Consider the following 14,694-nt stretch of genomic DNA (forward strand, 5'->3'; position numbering starts at 1 on the left):
CACCCCTGAGGACAGCGGCCGCCCCACCCCTCCCCCGTCCCCTTCCTTCTCCCCCGGGTTTCCCTCAGCCGGGCACAGCCCGGACAGCCCTCCCGCCCGGCGGGAGAGCCGCGATCGCTTCGGGCCCGCTACCACCGGCGTCGCGCCGCCGCGCCCCAGCCTGGCCACGGCGCGCCGTACGGGCGCGGCAGGAACGAACAGAAGGGGGCAGGGCATGGCGACGAAACCGAAACGGACCGCGCGAGAGATCGCGGCGCGCACGCGGGCCATGGAGCGGGCGCTCGGGCTGAACGCCGCGCGGCTGCGGCGCGAGAAGGAACTCACCGAGCTGGCGGCCGACTTCCTGGAGACCCGCGAGCTGGAGGCCGACGTGTTGGCCGTCCTGGAGGAGGACATCGCCCGGCTGCGGACGGAGGCCGCATCACGATGCGAGGCGCTGCACCGGCAAGGGGCCACGGTGGTGGTGTCGATGACGGCCAAGGGCGAGGGTGCGGGGCGCATCGCGCAGCGTCTGGGCGTGGGTGTGGGCGAGGTGCGTCAACTGCGGGACTCGGCTACACCCGACGCTCGGGAGGCGGGCGCACCGGACGCTGCGGAACGGGAGAGGCCGGGTGCGGCAAGGCGCCTGGAGGGGGCGCCGGTTGGGGCGGGGGCCCGGGTGGCGGTACAGGGGTCGGCGGGGGTGCAGGCAGGCACCGGCGGGCCGGGCAGCGGCGGCCCGGGCGTGGGCGGGGCGGGCGCGCTGGGGGAAAGGGGTGTGGTGGAGAGGGGTCCCGGCGGTCCCGGCATGGGCTGAGCACGCGAGGGTCGGCGGCCCGGGCGCGGGCGGGGGGGCGGGGACTGGCGGCAATGGAGCGGGCGGTGCGGGGGCGCTGCGGGCAGGACCGGCGGGACCGGGGGCCGGGGGCCGGGGAGGGCCGAGGGGGCCGGGGCTTTGAGGTGCCTGGCACGGGGTGAGCTGGCCGGGCGGGGCGTACGGGGGCCGGGGGCTCCTTGCGTGGGAAGGGCCTCTGGCCGGGAGTGGTGGCGGGGGCCCTTGCTGGGTGAACGGGGCGTACCGGGGGGGCTGGTTGCCGGGCTGGGGGCCGGGCTGGGGGCCGGGCTGGGGGCCCGGATGCGGGTGGGTCGGGGTGGTCAGAGGGGCTGGCCGGTGGGTGGGGGGTAGTGGGGTTCGGCGGCGGGCGGGTGGGTGAGCCATGGGGGCGCGGGGCGCGGGGCGCCGGTGGGGGGCGTGGGGCGGGTGCCCGGGTCGGTTTGGTGGTGGACGGGCTGTGCGGGGGCGGGGATCGGGGTGGGGTGGGGGTCGGGGGTGAGGGTGTAGTGGACGGGGGTGCCGTGGGGGACGCGGATGATCGTGTGGAGGCCGCTGGGCCAGATTTCGTAGAGGTCGGGGTCGGGGGCGCGGGGGTGGCGGGCGATCGCGGTGATGGGGCCGAGGTTCCATTCGGTGTGGGTGGCGTCGGGTTCGCCTTCGGTGAGGCGGAGGGTGGCGATGCGGGTGACGGGGAGGGTGTGGAGGGCTTCGATGGTGGTGGCGGTGGGGGTGGTCATCGGCGGGCGCCTTTCGTGTGGTGGTGGTGTGGTGGCCATGAGCCGACGGGGGTGCTCTGCCGGATCGTGCAAGGGCGCAGGGTGTGGTGGGTGAGGGTAGGGGCTGGGGGCTGGGGCGTGGCGGGTGGTTGGGGGGCGGCTGGGGGTGTCTCCCGTGGGGCGGGAGGGGGTGGTTGTGAAGGTGGCGGCGGGCGGGAAGCCCGCTTCTGCGGCGCGGCCCGGCGGCGTCTGGCGCGGCGAGGGGGTGCGGCATGGCGGGCGCGGCGAGGCGGGCGCGGCACGGCACGGCACGGCTGGGTGAGGTGAGGCGAGTTGGCGGGCGCCGGGGGCGGGGCGGCTCGGCGCAGCGGAGCGGCGCGGCACGTGAGACGGCGCGGTGGGCGCGGGGCGTGATGGGGCGGCACGGCGCAGGGCGGAACGCGGGGACGGGCGCCGGGGCGATGCGACGGTGCACGGCGGGGCAGCGGGGCGCAGCGGGGGCAGGGCGCGGTGCGGTGAGGTGGCGAGGCGCGGGGTGGAACGCGGGGCGACGCGAGACCCGGCGCGGCACGACGGGTGCACGGCGGGGCGCGGCTCGGCCCGGCCCGGCTCGGCGGGGCGGGGGCGGGTATGGGGAGAGCCCCGGGCTGGTGGCCCGGGGCTCTTGTCAGGGTGGGGTGTTGCGGGGCGGGTTAGTCGTGGGTGTGCCATTCGGGGCGGGTGAGGGGGTAGCCGGACTGGTAGTCGACGCCGTGTTCCGGGGGCACGGGCTCGCCGGTGTCGATGTCGGTGCAGTAGGCGGCGAAGACCTCGGCTGCGGTGAGCGGGTGCAGGCGGCCGTTGCACAGGCGCCAGCCCCGGACTTGTTCGGAGCTGTCGGCGAGGCGGGTGCGCAGGGTGATGCCGCCGTGGGCGTGGGTGATGATGCCTGCGGCCAGGACGGTGGTGCACAGGGCTGTCTGGGCGGGGTCGCATCCGTCGAAGACGTCCGTGACGATGAAGGGTTGCCCCAGGTCCCGGTCGGGGGCGAGGTCGGCGTGCAGCATCGCGACGAGGGGTTCGGGGGTGGCGACGGCGCAGATCAGGTGGCTGGTGCCTGTGGGCGCCTGGCTGAGCAGGACGCTCAGGAGGTCGTCGGCGTGGACCAGAGCGGGGCGGGTGAGGTCGTTTCCGCAGTCTGGGCAGGACGCGTGGTCGATGAGGAGTTCGCGGGCGCATTCGAGGGTGTCGTGCTCCAGGGCGGCGTGGAGGACTTCATGGATGAAGCCGTCGAGGGGCTGGCCGGTGTAGGGGACGGTGGCGTTGGTGTGGGTGGCGGTGTGCCAGGTGAAGCGGGCGTGGCTGGTAGGGGTGTCCGCGTCGAGGTGGTGGTCGGTGCAGAACCGGTCGTAGAGGCCGGGGTCGTCGCAGATCGCGAGGGTGTGGAGACCGGAGGCGGCGCGGGTGTGGAGGAGGTGCTCGATGTGGGCGAGGTAGTGGGGGTAGTCGGTGTAGGGGGCGTAGAGCTGGGGGTAGAGGGTTTGGGCGGTGGTGAAGTCTTCGGTGTCGCCGAGGATCGCGATGATCGCGGGGCACTGCTGGGCGAGCAGGGCGGGAACGGCGGTGGGAGCGGCCCCGGGCTCGGCGGGCGCGACATCGGCATCGGCATCGGCGTTGTCGGCAGCGGCGGGCGCGACGTCGGCATCAGCGGGCGCGGCGGTGGGGGCAGCGGGCGCGGCGGTGGGGGCAGCGGGCGCGGCGGTGGGGGCAGCGGCGGGGGCGGTGGGGGCAGCGGCGGGGGCGGTTGTGCCGTCGGGCACGACGTCGACGGCGGAGGTGGTAGCGGCGTCCGGGGCAGCAACGGCAGGGTTGTTGGGCACCGTTGCGGCGGGGGCGTCGCCGGGGCTGGCAGGCACAACGGCGGCGGGGGCGCCGGTGTCGTCCTGCGGGGCCGTGTTGGCGTCCGGAACGGCGGGGTCGTCGTCTGAGGCGGGTACGGAAGTGTGGGCGGGCGCAGCGTCGGGGACGACGGCGGCGGGGGCCGCCGTGACGGCGGGCGCGGTGTCGGCGGCGGGGGCGGTGTGGCCGTCCGGGGTGCCGTGGGCCGTGCTGGTGCTGGTGTCCGTGCCGGTGCGTGGGGCCGGGGTGGCTTCCTCGGTGACAGACCCGGCGGCGTCGGCGGGGCTGACGGCATCGGCGGCGACGTCGGGGGTGTTGCTGGGGCTGACGGGCGCAGCGGCGGAGTCGGCGGTGGGCGTGGGGGCCGCCGGTACGCGGGTGTGGTCAGGCGCAGTTGTGACGGCGGGCACGGTGACGACGCCGGGCGCGGTGGGCGTTGTGGGGGTGGGCGGCGTGTCGGTGGGGTGGGGGTGGCCGTCGTCGGTGGCGGGGTGCGCGGGAGCATGCCCGTCAACAGGGCCCGTGCCGCCAGTGGCGACGGTGCCGTTGGCGGGGGTGGTGTGGGGTATCTGGGTGGGGTCGGGCGTGGACACAGGAAGCCTCCTGGAGGAAGAGAAGAAGGGGGGCGTCGGCCGGTGGCGGATGCGGTGGGTCGACGCCTGGTGACGGACGTTGACGCTAGGCCCTGCCGGTCCCCCACTACGGGGCGGTGACCTGCAACTTTCTGAATCCCCTCCCCCAACAAGGCCTCAACCACGGGGCCGTGGGCAGGAAAGGCCCCTGGAGGCGGTCGGAGGGAGCTCGCGGTCCCGGGGCGGCGCTGGATGAGGGGGCTGTGCGGGGGTGGGTGGCCCTATGGGTGTGGTCAAGGAAATCGGTCTGCGTGGTGAGGGTGTGGCGGGCAGGATGGCGGGGTGGCTGATCTGCTGTGGGATGACGTCAAGTACTTCTTCGACCCTGATCTGATGGGGGCGTTGCCGGACGTGCTTGTTCCCGGGACGTCGGTGGAGGACTGGCAGGCGGTCCTCGACCTCGTCGGGGTGAGCGGCTGGGTGTGCCAGTACTGCGAAGGCGGGACGGTGCTTGCTGTGCCTCGCGCGGAGGCAGCGCTGTCTCGCCCGGCTGGCGCGCAGTGCGCGGAACTGCGTGTCTGGCTGGCTGCCGGTGTGCTGGCGATCTTCCGTTTCTCTTCGGTGGAGGAGATCGACTTCGATGTTGATCTGCGGGAACTCCAGGGCCAGGAGCGACTCGACGTGTTCTGTGCCTTCCTCGCCGTGATCGGGCGGCAGTTGGGCAAGCCGGTGGTGATGTATGGCGAGGGCGGCGCTCCCAGCCATCCGGTACTCGGGTTCGATGTGGAGAGCGATCGGGTGGCTCTGTTGGCGAAACCGCTGGTCGGATGAGCGGAGCAGCGGCCGGGGCCGGGGCCAGTCCCCCCGGGGGGTGCTGGGGGCTCTGGTGGCGGCGGACGCTGACACCCGGCACGCCGCGTCTCTCCCGTGGGGACTGTGTCCTGCGGCTTGTTCCTGCCCGGCACTCAGCAGGCCGTGGATGACGGTGCCCTTGGAGGGCGAAGAGCCCAAAAGCAGCTGGGGGGGGGTGCCCCGGACACCGGCACGGACCGGGGCGCAGCACGGCACAAGAGCCGTGCCCGGGGCGCAGGGTGCGGGGGCTTGGAGGTGCGGGGTGCGGGAGCCCCGCCCGGGGCGCAGCGCCGCACGCGAACCCCTCCCACGGGCGCAGGGTGCCGGGGGCCCTGTGTGATTGGTCAAGGTCGAGGACCAGTAGGTTCGTGTGGTCGGGGGTGGGGCCGAGCCGGAGGGGTGTGCATGGGTGATAGCCAGGTCACGATCAAGCTGACGAGTGACGAGGCGCTGGTGTTGTCGGACTGGCTGGAGAAGCTGCAGATGACGGACCTGAGTCGGGTTGTCGACGATCCGGCGGTCTGGGCGCCGATCCATCGCATCGCCGGGACGCTGGACACGTCACTTCCTGGGCTGTTCGCGCCGGACTATGACCAGCGGCTTGAGGCCGCTCGCCGACGGCTTCGGCCGGTGGGGGACTGACCGTGACCATCTGCCGTCAGATCTTCAAGCTCCTCGAACGCCCGAACCGGAAGACGTCCAGAAACTTGCAGATCTCCCCTCAACCACTTGACGCGATATAGCAGCCTCGGGGGGCGCGGGGGCGCAGTGCAGGACGGGGCCCTGCCCCCGGGGGGCTCAGGGCGGGGTTGTGGGTGGTTGCCGGGCGCGGTGGACAGCGGATCGGGTACGAGGGGCGGTGGTTGTGCGCGCGAGCGCGCCGCGCTGCGGGCCGTGCAGGCCGCCCGCTGCGGACGGGGCAAGGGGCACGGCGGCATGCGGGCGGGGCAGGGGCATGGCACGGCGGACCGTGCAGGGCCCGGCGCTGCGGCCCGGGAGGCGCAGCTCGCGGCGAACACAGACCCACAGCGCTTAGCACGGCGCCTGGCGGGACGTGTAGCGGAGCGTGTAGCAGGACACCTAGCAGGACGCGGGGCGCCACGCACGCGGGGCCTGGTACTCAGCCGGTGACCGGCTCGAAGCCGTGTACCTCGTCGATGAGTCGGCCCTCCTCGTCGCGGCAGTATTCCTCGTAGGCGCGCTGTACCGCCTCGCTATGCGTGTCGACGGGGAAGGTGCAGGCCCAGGCGTTGGCGGGCAGCGCGGCGATGACGGCATCGATAGCCTCCCGGTCGCCGTCGCTGTCGCTGTCGCCGTCTTGGATGGTGTGGGAGTGGGTGACGGTGAGGTCACCGGCCCAGTCCCAGAAGCCGTACAGCACAGTGGACATGAGGTTGGGGTCCTTACGTAGTGGGGAGGGGCGCCTCTCGGCGCGGCTGGGCGGCCACAACGCGGCGGGGCAGGGACGGGCGGCAGACCGGGCGGGCGGCCCGGGCGCGGGTAGACAGAGGGGCGGCGGGCGCGGGCGGTGGGGCGGGCCGAACAGGGGTGAGCACCCGGCGCGTCCCGGCGGCCGGCCGGACCGGCGGACGGACCGACTGATAGACGGCCGAGCCAACGCACGGGCGCGGTGGGCGGACCGGTCAAGCACCGCTCCTGGGCGTGTCCTCGGGAGGGTCTGGGGAGCATAAACGCGGCGGGCGGCAGGAGGGCGGGGTGGGGCGGGTGCCAGAGCGCGGCGGGCGGCAGAGGAGCGGGCTCACCGGGCTACCGGCATGTCACCGGCGGCGGCTTGCCCAGACGGCGCCCCCGAGCCGGGCCCGGGGGCGCGGCGCGGGCGGGCGGCCGTGGCCGGGGGCGGCCTGTATGGCACGGGGGTCTGTGCCGGGGCGTTCACGCCCCGGCGGGTCCGGGGCGTTCACGGCGTGGTGGGGCTAGTCGGCGGGGTTGTCGTCCTCGTCGGCGGCGCGGAACAGGTCGAGGATGTTGTGGGCGGGCAGGCCGTGGCTGAGGGCTTCCTTCAGCAGCGACGCCAGCTGGTAGCCGGGGTCCAGGCGCAGGGCTTCATCGAGGGCGACGTGGGCTGCGGCGGTGTCGTCGGCGAGCCAGGAGGTGAACCCGTACAGGGTCAGAGGGGCGGTCGCGAATTTGCGGTAGGGGGCGACGCAGTTGCGGGCCAGGTGCAGCCACAGGGGGCGCCCGGTGCCCTCCGTGACGCCGAGCAGGGCTGCCCAGTCGCGGAGCTCGCGGTTTTGCAGGCCGAGCAGGACACGCGCCACGATGTGGCGGGTGGGGTACTCGCCCCGGGTGCTCAGGGTGTCGTGGGCGGACAGCAGCAGTGTTTTCGTGTCGTGCTGGATCTGCGCGGCCAGATCGCGGGCGGCTTTGCTGGTGTGTGCGGGCAGGGTGAGGGAGGTGAGGTAGGCGTTCAGGGCATCAGCCTGGCGGGCGGCGCTGTCCCCGGTGATCGGCGCGGTGCGGGCTTGGATGTCCTCACGGCGGGCGGCGGGGGTCAGGCCCTGGGCGACGGCGGCGGCGGATACCGGACCGGGCCGGGCCCTGCCGGGACGGGGCATCGCGTGGGGTACTCCCCCGTGATGGCAGGGCACTTCCAGACACCAGAAGTGGTGGGGGTCGACGCACAGGGCGTGCAGCACCGGCAGACGGCGGTCACTGAACGCGGCACGGAAGGGCCCGGCGAGCAAACCCATACGGGCCGCAAGATCGTGGGCGCTCTGCCCGGGTATCGGGGCCGGGCACAGGTAGAGCACCACATGATCCGGCAGGGCTTCCCCGCGCCGCTTGTGGGCGGCGACGAACATCCGCGCGGCGTCCTCAGCCGCCGCGATCCACAGGGAAGCCGTCGCGGGCAGATCGATGCGCATCGTCGCCCCTGCCTTGCCCACCGTCCCGCGCTGTGCCTCGTGCAGACCGAGAACGACCGCCTGATCACGAGGCTCCAACGCACAGACGTACGGCAGCAGCTCCGCCAGATCACTACAGGAACGCACTCTCACCGGCGGGAGGGGGGAGAGCGAAGACTCGGATGACTCGAACGACTCGGACATGACAGGACAACCCTTCCAAGACACAGAGAGAGGGAGAGGGGAGAGAGACAGAGGGGAGGGGACAGCGGCACGGCAGCACCGGGGCTCCAGAACACGCGGCGGCGCAGCACTGACCGTCACACGCTGACCGCAACGGGCTGGCGGGTACGGGCTGGCACTGAACACCCGCCAGAGCCACCCACACGATCGGCGCCAACCACCCATCGGGCAGACAAGCCGTGAGAGCAGCCGCTGTGTACACCGCTACCTACCGGGGACACTCACCAAGGCGCCCCTGCGGCCGGTTCAACAGGACACACGCTAAACCCCACACACCGACCCACCCACCACGTTGACCAGCAAAAACACCGAACACCTGGTGGGGGCGCCGACCGGGGGCGCAGCCCCGGTCGCTAGGGTGGTGACATGACCCAAGAGTCAGGCGGGGAGGGCCCCTTGGACGACGCGGAGTTCGCACAGTTCCGTGAACTCCTGCGCCGTTACCTGGCACACGAACTCGACCAGTGGGAGACCCTGCGGACCGACACCCCGTACGGGCCCGCCTACCTCTTCATGTCACGCGCCCTGCTGCCCGGCACCACCGATGAGATGTACCGGACGTTCTAGGCGCGAGCCGGACCAGTCCCGGGCGGAATCCGCCAACGCGGCACCCCGCGCACACCGTGCCCTCCCCTGGCACGTCCCTGCATCGCTTTGGAACAAAGCCGTGGGTAGTCGGCGGCGAGCAGCAGTCGGCCCGCGAGGCGGCCTGGCAGGAGTGTTGATGAGCGCACCGTCCAGGCCGCCGTGTCGCCGTAGCGGTCACATGCCGCAGAACAACACCAACTGCTCGCTCTCCCGGCACTCGACGCGCGGGCCGGGCAGGGACAGGCGGCCGCTGTTCGCGGCGGGCCTGGCGGCCTCGCCGGGCTCCGGCACGTCCAGATGGAAGAGAGCCGCCTGGTAGGTGGCTGTTGGCTGGTACCAGTCTCGGCCCTGCACGGCGGAGGAGACGGCGGCGCCTATGAAGGGGCTCACCGCGTCGGCGATCATCTGGGCGATGTTCCGCACGCCTCGTGCGCCCGTGCGGGTGGGGATGTAGGTCCACGGGTAGGTGCGCCGAAAGTCCACGAGGGCGCCGAGTTGGGGGGCTGTGATCGTGTGGGTTCCCTCGCCTTGGGGGACGTCGGCCGGGCGGAACCTGATGCCGTACCACGGGGCGGTGACACACTGCCCGACCCGGTTGAGGGGGAAGGATCCGCCGCCCTGGGGCTTGCCGGTTGTGGGGTCGACTTTGCGTTTGCCGCGTGTGTCGGCCCACCAGTGCGCCGGAAGGTTGAGTGCGGTCGCGACGGTTACCTTCGGCAGGGCGGGGCGCCCTTGGTAGGGCTCGATCCGCTGGTGGAGTTCGGGGGTCCAGTTGGGCAGTCGGCCGGTGCGTTTGAGGACGTGCGCCCACATGGCGCGGGCGGCCTTGTCGCCGTCTACGTGGTCGGCGTAGCGGGGTGCCTGGTGGCGGGTGGCGACCATCCAGGCGCGTTCACGGTGGGTGGGCGCTCCGTAGTCGGCGGCGTCCGCGATCTGCCACGAACACCAGGCCCAGCCGAAGCCTTCCACGGATGTGATTTCGGACTGGATGGCTTCGGCCAGGGCTGGGGACTGCTTGAGGAGGTTCGCGCTCTGCTCCATGGTGATGGACACCAGGGGAGCGCCGATCTGCACCAGGCACATGGGCCAGATCAGCATCTCGGCCATGAGGGCGGTGCGGTGGTCGGAGACCACCGAGGCGGCCCACGTGCGGAAGTCAGCGGGGGTCATGCAGGGGGGCAGGTGGCCGCCGCCGCAGTGTTCGCCCCATCCGTAGGCGTCGGGGTGGTCCTCCATGCCGTCGATGACGCCGCCGAAATAGTTGTGCGGGCCGCCGTTCAGGCTGCACAGGTCCTCCACTTCCAGGAAGCCGAACGCTTCCGAGGCCTGCCACATCACTGCCTGGAGTTCGGAGATCTCGGCCGTGTTCCACCCGGCGTGCTTGCCCGCGCCGGACAAAGTCTGGCAGGGCGGGGAGCCATGGAAGCGGCGCACGCCCCGCAGGACAGGGTGGCGGGGGTCGAGTGTGCGGATGTCGGCCTCGATGACCCAGTGCCCGGCTGCGCGGGCGGTGGCTGCGGCGTCCCGGTTGCTCTCGATCAGTACCCAGTCGCCGCTATTGTCGACCAGCTCCCGCCCCGCGCACATGCCGCCCGGGCCGCCGAACGCTTCGATGCCGCGCTCCGCATCGCCCTCGGCCCACGGCCGGGCCCAGTGCGGCGGATAGGGGAAGGCGAAGTCGGTGCAGGCCCGGCAGTCGGCACACGCCGCGCCGATACTGCAAACAATGCAGTCGGCGCACGTCCAGCCATCCCACTCCAGCACCGCCGGCCGAAAACCGTCCGGGGCCGCCACCGTATCGGGTGCGGCTATCCGTTCAGGGGCGTTCACTGTGACCATCCTTGACCGCTGAGACTTCTCAATGTGGGTGCCGGGGTACGGCCGTGAGTGGCGGGTACTCACGGGGCGTCCGCTGCCGCAGGGCAAGCGGCGCTGGGGCGAAAAAAGGGGCGAGTGTTCCGGGGTGCCGGTGTACGGATGACCTACGCGCACGCGGGCACCGCGGTGGATCGGCCCCCTGACAGCGCCCGCCTCGCCTCCGGCCCCCACCACGTCACCCCCGGGGCGCCGGAGGGGAGGCGGGGGCGCGCCCGGCTTCCGGGCACGCTCCTGCCGTGCGCTTGGCCTGTCAGCGTGCGTTCTGGAGACGCCGCTGTATCTCGGCTGACTGCTCGCGTGTGAAGCCGTACAGGTGCGCTGACGGGGCGCAGCGCTGGCCGGTGTCGTAGTTTTCGATGGTGCTGCCGTCGACATGGGTGAAGCTGCTATGGCCGGAGGGTTCGGTGAGGTCGTGGTCTTGGAGGTACTCGACGGCGTTGTCGACGGCCGTGCTGTCTTCGGCTTGGGCGTCGGTGTCGGGGGTGCAGTCGACCGTTTCGCTACGGGTGTAGGAGCGCACCAGTCGGCCGTCGATGCGGGCGACTGGAGCGATGTCGCCCTCGACTGCGTGCTCGGGGTGGAAGTAGTGGCGGTATATCAGGATCGTCGGGTGGGGGTGTAGTTCGCTGGCGGGAACGACGCGTGATCGTGTGGTGCCTTCGAAACGGACACGGACGCTGTCGTTGGACCCTGCGGGGTTCGGCTTGGTGACGACGGTTGTTGAGCCGGTCGGGGTGTGGGTCGCGGTTTGACCAACACAGAACATCCCGTGGGCGGACATGGGAAACCTCCTGGGCAGATGTACCCCCTCACCCGTGCTCGCCGGTATACGTGCTCTTCAGCGGTGCGGGGACGGTCACGTTGCGGGGGCAGGGGGCGAGTGCGTGCTCTGGCGGAGCGACCACGGCTGGGCCGCTTGCGTGGGAGGGACGGGGCTCACAGGGCCCGCCCGCCCCTCCCAGCGGTGTGAAACCTACGCCATCGAATGCCCTCGGAACGGGCCTCTGACCAGCGAAAACGCGCGGTCCGGCTATGCCGGGGCTGATGATGCTGGCGCGTGCGCGGGGAGCGGGTGGGGGTGAGGGTGGTGCAGTCTCTTCAGGTATTGGGATGTGACGGCCTTCCCGACGCAACCGGCCTTCGCGGTGCCCTGCGCAGGTCGGGTCAGGGGGCCGTGCTCCGCCTGCAACTCCGCTGCGCGGCGGATGATTTCGCGGATCGACAGGCCGGATTTGTAGTGCGAGCCGGTTGTTGCCTCGACGGCTGCGTACTCGGCTGCCTTGCCCGGGCGCAGACGCGCGGCCGGTACGGCGTCAGGGGTGCACCCCGGGACGCAGAAGCTGCAACCCAGTCTTTTCCGAACTACGAAGAGGCGCGTCGAAGGGTCGCGCTTCCCTGACCACCGCATCTTCGATGTCAGGGGCGAGCTGATCCCTCGTTGCCGCGTCTCCCTTCCCGGCTTCTGGCTCCTGCGTCTCTGGCCAGAGCGTGTCGGGGAAGGCCCTGGCGAAGGATCTGTTCGTTGAGACCGGCCAGGGGGTTGGATGGGTCAGAGGTGAAGACAGCCTTCGCAGCGCGAAGGCGTTGTTGCTCGCGGCGGAAGTCACTGTTCAGTGGAATGCCGAAGTAGCCGGTGACTACTCCGTCCGGCAGCGCCGGGTCGGCGACGTCGCCTTCGTCAGTCAAGCACCATGCGTGTTCGAAGACGGCGAACGGAACGGCGGAGGGGGCGACGGCGAAGCCCTCGACGTAGGCCTAGCCTTTCTCGTCAGACCAGTGGCTCGCGGCCGCGAAACACTGGCCCGGTCTCTGTGGCCCTCTCTTGAGCCATGGCGCCGGATCGAAGAAGAGGCCGTGCGCGGTGACAAGATCGGCGAAGCTCCGGTGAGCCCAGGTGTCATAGCCGACACGCAGCTGGCGATACCGGTCAAGCCACTGGGTGAGCTCTTCTAGCGGTTGCTGTGCATCTTCGGAGTCTGGCGAGGTGCTCATCGATCCTTCCCTAGTGACTGCCCCTGCGGGGACGGTTTCCTCAGTGTGATGCTTGGGGTGATCGGCATGCCCAGCATGACCAGAGTCCAGTTGCGGTTCCTGGTGAGGCAGTCGAGTGAGGCGAGTCTGTACCCCACGGTCTCCGGGCTGACCTGTGGAGTCCTTGGAGCTCGCCGAGCCACAGGGCTTGAACGACCTCGAAGCGCACACCGAGGCGGCGGGCCTGGTCTTCTGCGAGCTGGCGCGCGCCCTCCCACTCGACGTCGCCGAGGTCTGCGTGGACGATCACGACGCGGTGCAGGAGCCCGAGTCTGGCGGCGAGCGAGCAGAGGTGGGAGGCCATGGCCTGGCTGTCCTTGCCACGGTGGAGTTCAGGAGAATCCAGTCGGCGGCGCTGACAGTCTGACGGGGTCGGTGGTGGCCGGCTTGTCGGGGACGGACGGGTGTATCCGCCGTGTGCGCTTCTTGGGCGCGCCCTGCTGGTCGGTGTCCATGCGCTGCCTCTTCACCGGTGGGCGACGGCCTGGGGGTCCGCTTCTCCGGGGCTGCCTGGGGGTGGGGTACGGTCCGGCGGGAGGGGGCCCGCCGGACCGTGTGGGGGTCACGCCTGGGTGAGGGCACCAGTGACGACGGGGGTGCGGAATCCGGCCCTGGTGGTGAAGGAGACCTGCGGGGAGAGCGGTTTGACCGCGAAGTCCCAGTCTTGTTCCTTGAGGGTGATCGGGCCGATGGGCGGCAGGTCGATGACGAGCCGGTCGGCACTCGTGTAGCCGAGCGGGACGTAGTAGGTCTTCAGGTCCCGGTCGTGCCGGAGCGTGAGGATCGTGTAGTCGGCGCGGGTAAGGGCGAGTTCGGCGGTGCGCAGGAGGTTGCGTGCGATGCCTTGTCCTCGGTGACTGGGCTGCACCGCGAGTCCGTGGACGGCGCTGATGCGGCGCAGGAGCATGGTGGTCATGAAGCGTGGGATGCGGGGGTGATGAGCGATCCACAGGGGTGGGCCGCAGGTGATCGCCCCTACAGGCTGGCCGTCGTGGGTCTCTGCGATGAGGATCAGGTTGCAGCCGTGGGTCAGGGGCTGGCTGTGCTCGGCGGCGAGTACGCCGCGCATCGGGGCCAGCGCCTGGGGGACTTCGGATGCTGGCAGGTGAAGGTCGATGAGGGAGACCAGCTCGACGACCGCGTCGGTGTCGCTTGCGTGGGCCGCGCGGATGCGTATGGGGTGTGGGGAGTTGGCACCACCGGGGTGGGTTTGCGTACTCAGCGGGTTGGGGGTGCTCCGGTCGTCCGGCTCAACACGATGTGTCGCGTTCATGTCAGATCCCTTCTTGGGTCACTCTGTCCGGGGGTGCTGTGGGTGCGCGGGCGGCCGTCTTGGCTCTGGGCCCATCAGCGCGAGGTGTGCCGTATCCGCCAGTGCGCTTCCCGAGCGCCCAACTGGTTCGTGGCGTGGTGAACGCTACGGCCTGCAAGCCCGACATAGAGGCGCTCTGACCTGCGAATATGCGAGCGCTGGGTGCTGGTCGGCGCACGCGGGCGCCGTACTGCGCTGGCATCCGCGTCCAAGGGGGTGGCCCCTGCCCTGGGGCCTGGTGTGTCCCGGTGTGCAGGTCCGGGCGGCTCGGGGGGGGTGCCCCTATCTGTTTGGTCAAGGCGGTGCGGGCTGCTGGTGGGTGAGGATGGGGGCATGACGACCTGGTTCCGCACCTACTACGCGGACGAAGATCTGTGGCTGTATTTCGAGGCCGATGACGAGGGCTGGGCGGCGCGTCACGTTGAGGTCCGGGGGAAGGACTCACGGCCGGTGACGGCTGCCTCATTGGAAGAGGTACTGCACTTGCGTGATCATGCCGATCTCGCGGCGATGGGTCGCTATGAACGGCAGTACGGCGTCCTGGCCGAGGCCGTGCTCGACGGCTGGCAGGACCAGCCTGGGGCAGCCGAGATCTCCGCGGAGGAGTTCGAGCGCCTGTGGGTCGAGGCCAGGCGAATTCTTGGTGCTTCAGGCTGATCTGGCAGGCTGAGGTTCGTAGAAGGTTCCGTCGCGGAGCATCGCGAAGAGGACGTCTGCCCGCCGTCTGGCGAGGCAGAGCAGGGCCTGAGTGTGGTGCTTCCCTTGGGCGATCTTCTTGTCGTAGTAGGCCCGCGACGCCGGGTCGCCCAAGGCAGCGAACGCGGAGAGGAAGAAGGCTCGTTTGAGCTGCTTGTTTCCGTGTGTCCTGAGCGTGAGAAGGAGTTGTTTGTAGGGCAGCTCCCGATCATGGTGCTGTGTGAAAGATGAAGGTTTTGGCCCTTCGGAG

General features: G+C 71.4%; 14 protein-coding genes and 1 pseudogene. 7 read left to right on the forward strand and 8 right to left on the reverse strand.

Annotated features, from left to right (window positions below; all coding sequences use genetic code 11):
* Positions 1–214 precede the first annotated feature (214 nt).
* Positions 215–796: a hypothetical protein gene (locus tag ACFWA7_RS37440; protein WP_385536763.1), complete on the forward strand. Its 582-nt coding sequence runs from the start codon at positions 215–217 to the stop codon at positions 794–796.
* A 338-nt stretch (positions 797–1,134) separates the two neighbouring features.
* Here ACFWA7_RS37440 and ACFWA7_RS37445 read toward each other — a convergent pair whose 3' ends face one another.
* Both ACFWA7_RS37445 and ACFWA7_RS37450 read right to left on the reverse strand, forming a co-directional pair.
* Positions 1,135–1,551, reverse strand: a complete 417-nt coding sequence (locus ACFWA7_RS37445) for a hypothetical protein (protein WP_385536765.1) — start codon at positions 1,549–1,551, stop codon at positions 1,135–1,137.
* Positions 1,552–2,222: 671 nt separating this feature from the next.
* Complete coding sequence (locus ACFWA7_RS37450) at positions 2,223–4,001, reverse strand: hypothetical protein (protein WP_385827612.1); 1,779 nt, start codon at positions 3,999–4,001, stop codon at positions 2,223–2,225.
* Between the two features lie 321 nt (positions 4,002–4,322).
* Between ACFWA7_RS37450 and ACFWA7_RS37455 the strand changes: the two genes are divergently transcribed.
* Positions 4,323–4,811: a hypothetical protein gene (locus ACFWA7_RS37455; protein ID WP_385536770.1), complete on the forward strand. Its 489-nt coding sequence runs from the start codon at positions 4,323–4,325 to the stop codon at positions 4,809–4,811.
* A 426-nt stretch (positions 4,812–5,237) separates the two neighbouring features.
* The gene (locus ACFWA7_RS37460) at positions 5,238–5,474 is read left to right on the forward strand and encodes a hypothetical protein (protein ID WP_385536773.1); all 237 of its coding nucleotides are present in this window, start codon (positions 5,238–5,240) and stop codon (positions 5,472–5,474) included.
* 478 nt (positions 5,475–5,952) lie between these two features.
* On the opposite strand, the gene ACFWA7_RS37465 is transcribed toward ACFWA7_RS37460, so the two are convergent.
* Both ACFWA7_RS37465 and ACFWA7_RS37470 read right to left on the reverse strand, forming a co-directional pair.
* Positions 5,953–6,222, reverse strand: a complete 270-nt coding sequence (locus ACFWA7_RS37465) for a hypothetical protein (RefSeq protein ID WP_385536776.1) — start codon at positions 6,220–6,222, stop codon at positions 5,953–5,955.
* 544 nt (positions 6,223–6,766) lie between these two features.
* Positions 6,767–8,104 carry a DUF4192 domain-containing protein gene (locus tag ACFWA7_RS37470; RefSeq protein ID WP_385827614.1) on the reverse strand — a complete coding sequence of 446 codons (1,338 nt, stop codon included), beginning with the start codon at positions 8,102–8,104 and terminating at the stop codon, positions 6,767–6,769.
* A gap of 201 nt (positions 8,105–8,305) precedes the next feature.
* On the opposite strand from ACFWA7_RS37470, the gene ACFWA7_RS37475 reads away from it, so the two are divergent.
* Positions 8,306–8,506 carry a hypothetical protein gene (locus ACFWA7_RS37475; protein ID WP_385536781.1) on the forward strand — a complete coding sequence of 67 codons (201 nt, stop codon included), beginning with the start codon at positions 8,306–8,308 and terminating at the stop codon, positions 8,504–8,506.
* 195 nt (positions 8,507–8,701) lie between these two features.
* Here the strand turns inward: ACFWA7_RS37475 and ACFWA7_RS37480 are convergent, their stop codons facing one another.
* Both ACFWA7_RS37480 and ACFWA7_RS37485 read right to left on the reverse strand, forming a co-directional pair.
* Positions 8,702–10,357, reverse strand: a complete 1,656-nt coding sequence (locus ACFWA7_RS37480; protein WP_385827616.1) for a hypothetical protein — start codon at positions 10,355–10,357, stop codon at positions 8,702–8,704.
* 298 nt (positions 10,358–10,655) lie between these two features.
* Positions 10,656–11,186: a hypothetical protein gene (locus ACFWA7_RS37485; protein WP_385827618.1), complete on the reverse strand. Its 531-nt coding sequence runs from the start codon at positions 11,184–11,186 to the stop codon at positions 10,656–10,658.
* Positions 11,187–11,893: 707 nt separating this feature from the next.
* Between ACFWA7_RS37485 and ACFWA7_RS37490 the strand changes: the two genes are divergently transcribed.
* Positions 11,894–12,358, forward strand: a complete 465-nt coding sequence (locus ACFWA7_RS37490) for a hypothetical protein (RefSeq protein WP_385827620.1) — start codon at positions 11,894–11,896, stop codon at positions 12,356–12,358.
* A 202-nt stretch (positions 12,359–12,560) separates the two neighbouring features.
* Positions 12,561–12,803, forward strand: a complete 243-nt coding sequence (locus ACFWA7_RS37495; protein WP_385536793.1) for a hypothetical protein — start codon at positions 12,561–12,563, stop codon at positions 12,801–12,803.
* A 195-nt stretch (positions 12,804–12,998) separates the two neighbouring features.
* On the opposite strand, the gene ACFWA7_RS37500 is transcribed toward ACFWA7_RS37495, so the two are convergent.
* Positions 12,999–13,709 carry a GNAT family N-acetyltransferase gene (locus ACFWA7_RS37500; RefSeq protein WP_385827622.1) on the reverse strand — a complete coding sequence of 237 codons (711 nt, stop codon included), beginning with the start codon at positions 13,707–13,709 and terminating at the stop codon, positions 12,999–13,001.
* Positions 13,710–14,081: 372 nt separating this feature from the next.
* Between ACFWA7_RS37500 and ACFWA7_RS37505 the strand changes: the two genes are divergently transcribed.
* On the forward strand, positions 14,082–14,405 hold the full coding sequence (locus tag ACFWA7_RS37505) for a hypothetical protein (protein WP_385547210.1): 324 nt from the start codon (positions 14,082–14,084) through the stop codon (positions 14,403–14,405).
* Here the strand turns inward: ACFWA7_RS37505 and ACFWA7_RS37510 are convergent.
* Positions 14,397–14,694, reverse strand: a pseudogene (locus tag ACFWA7_RS37510) (hypothetical protein); the annotation flags it as partial. The gene ACFWA7_RS37505 and the pseudogene ACFWA7_RS37510 sit on opposite strands and share 9 nt — an antisense overlap.

Source organism: Streptomyces sp. NPDC059994 (genome assembly GCF_042737755.1).
Classification (GTDB): Bacteria; Actinomycetota; Actinomycetes; order Streptomycetales; family Streptomycetaceae; genus Streptomyces.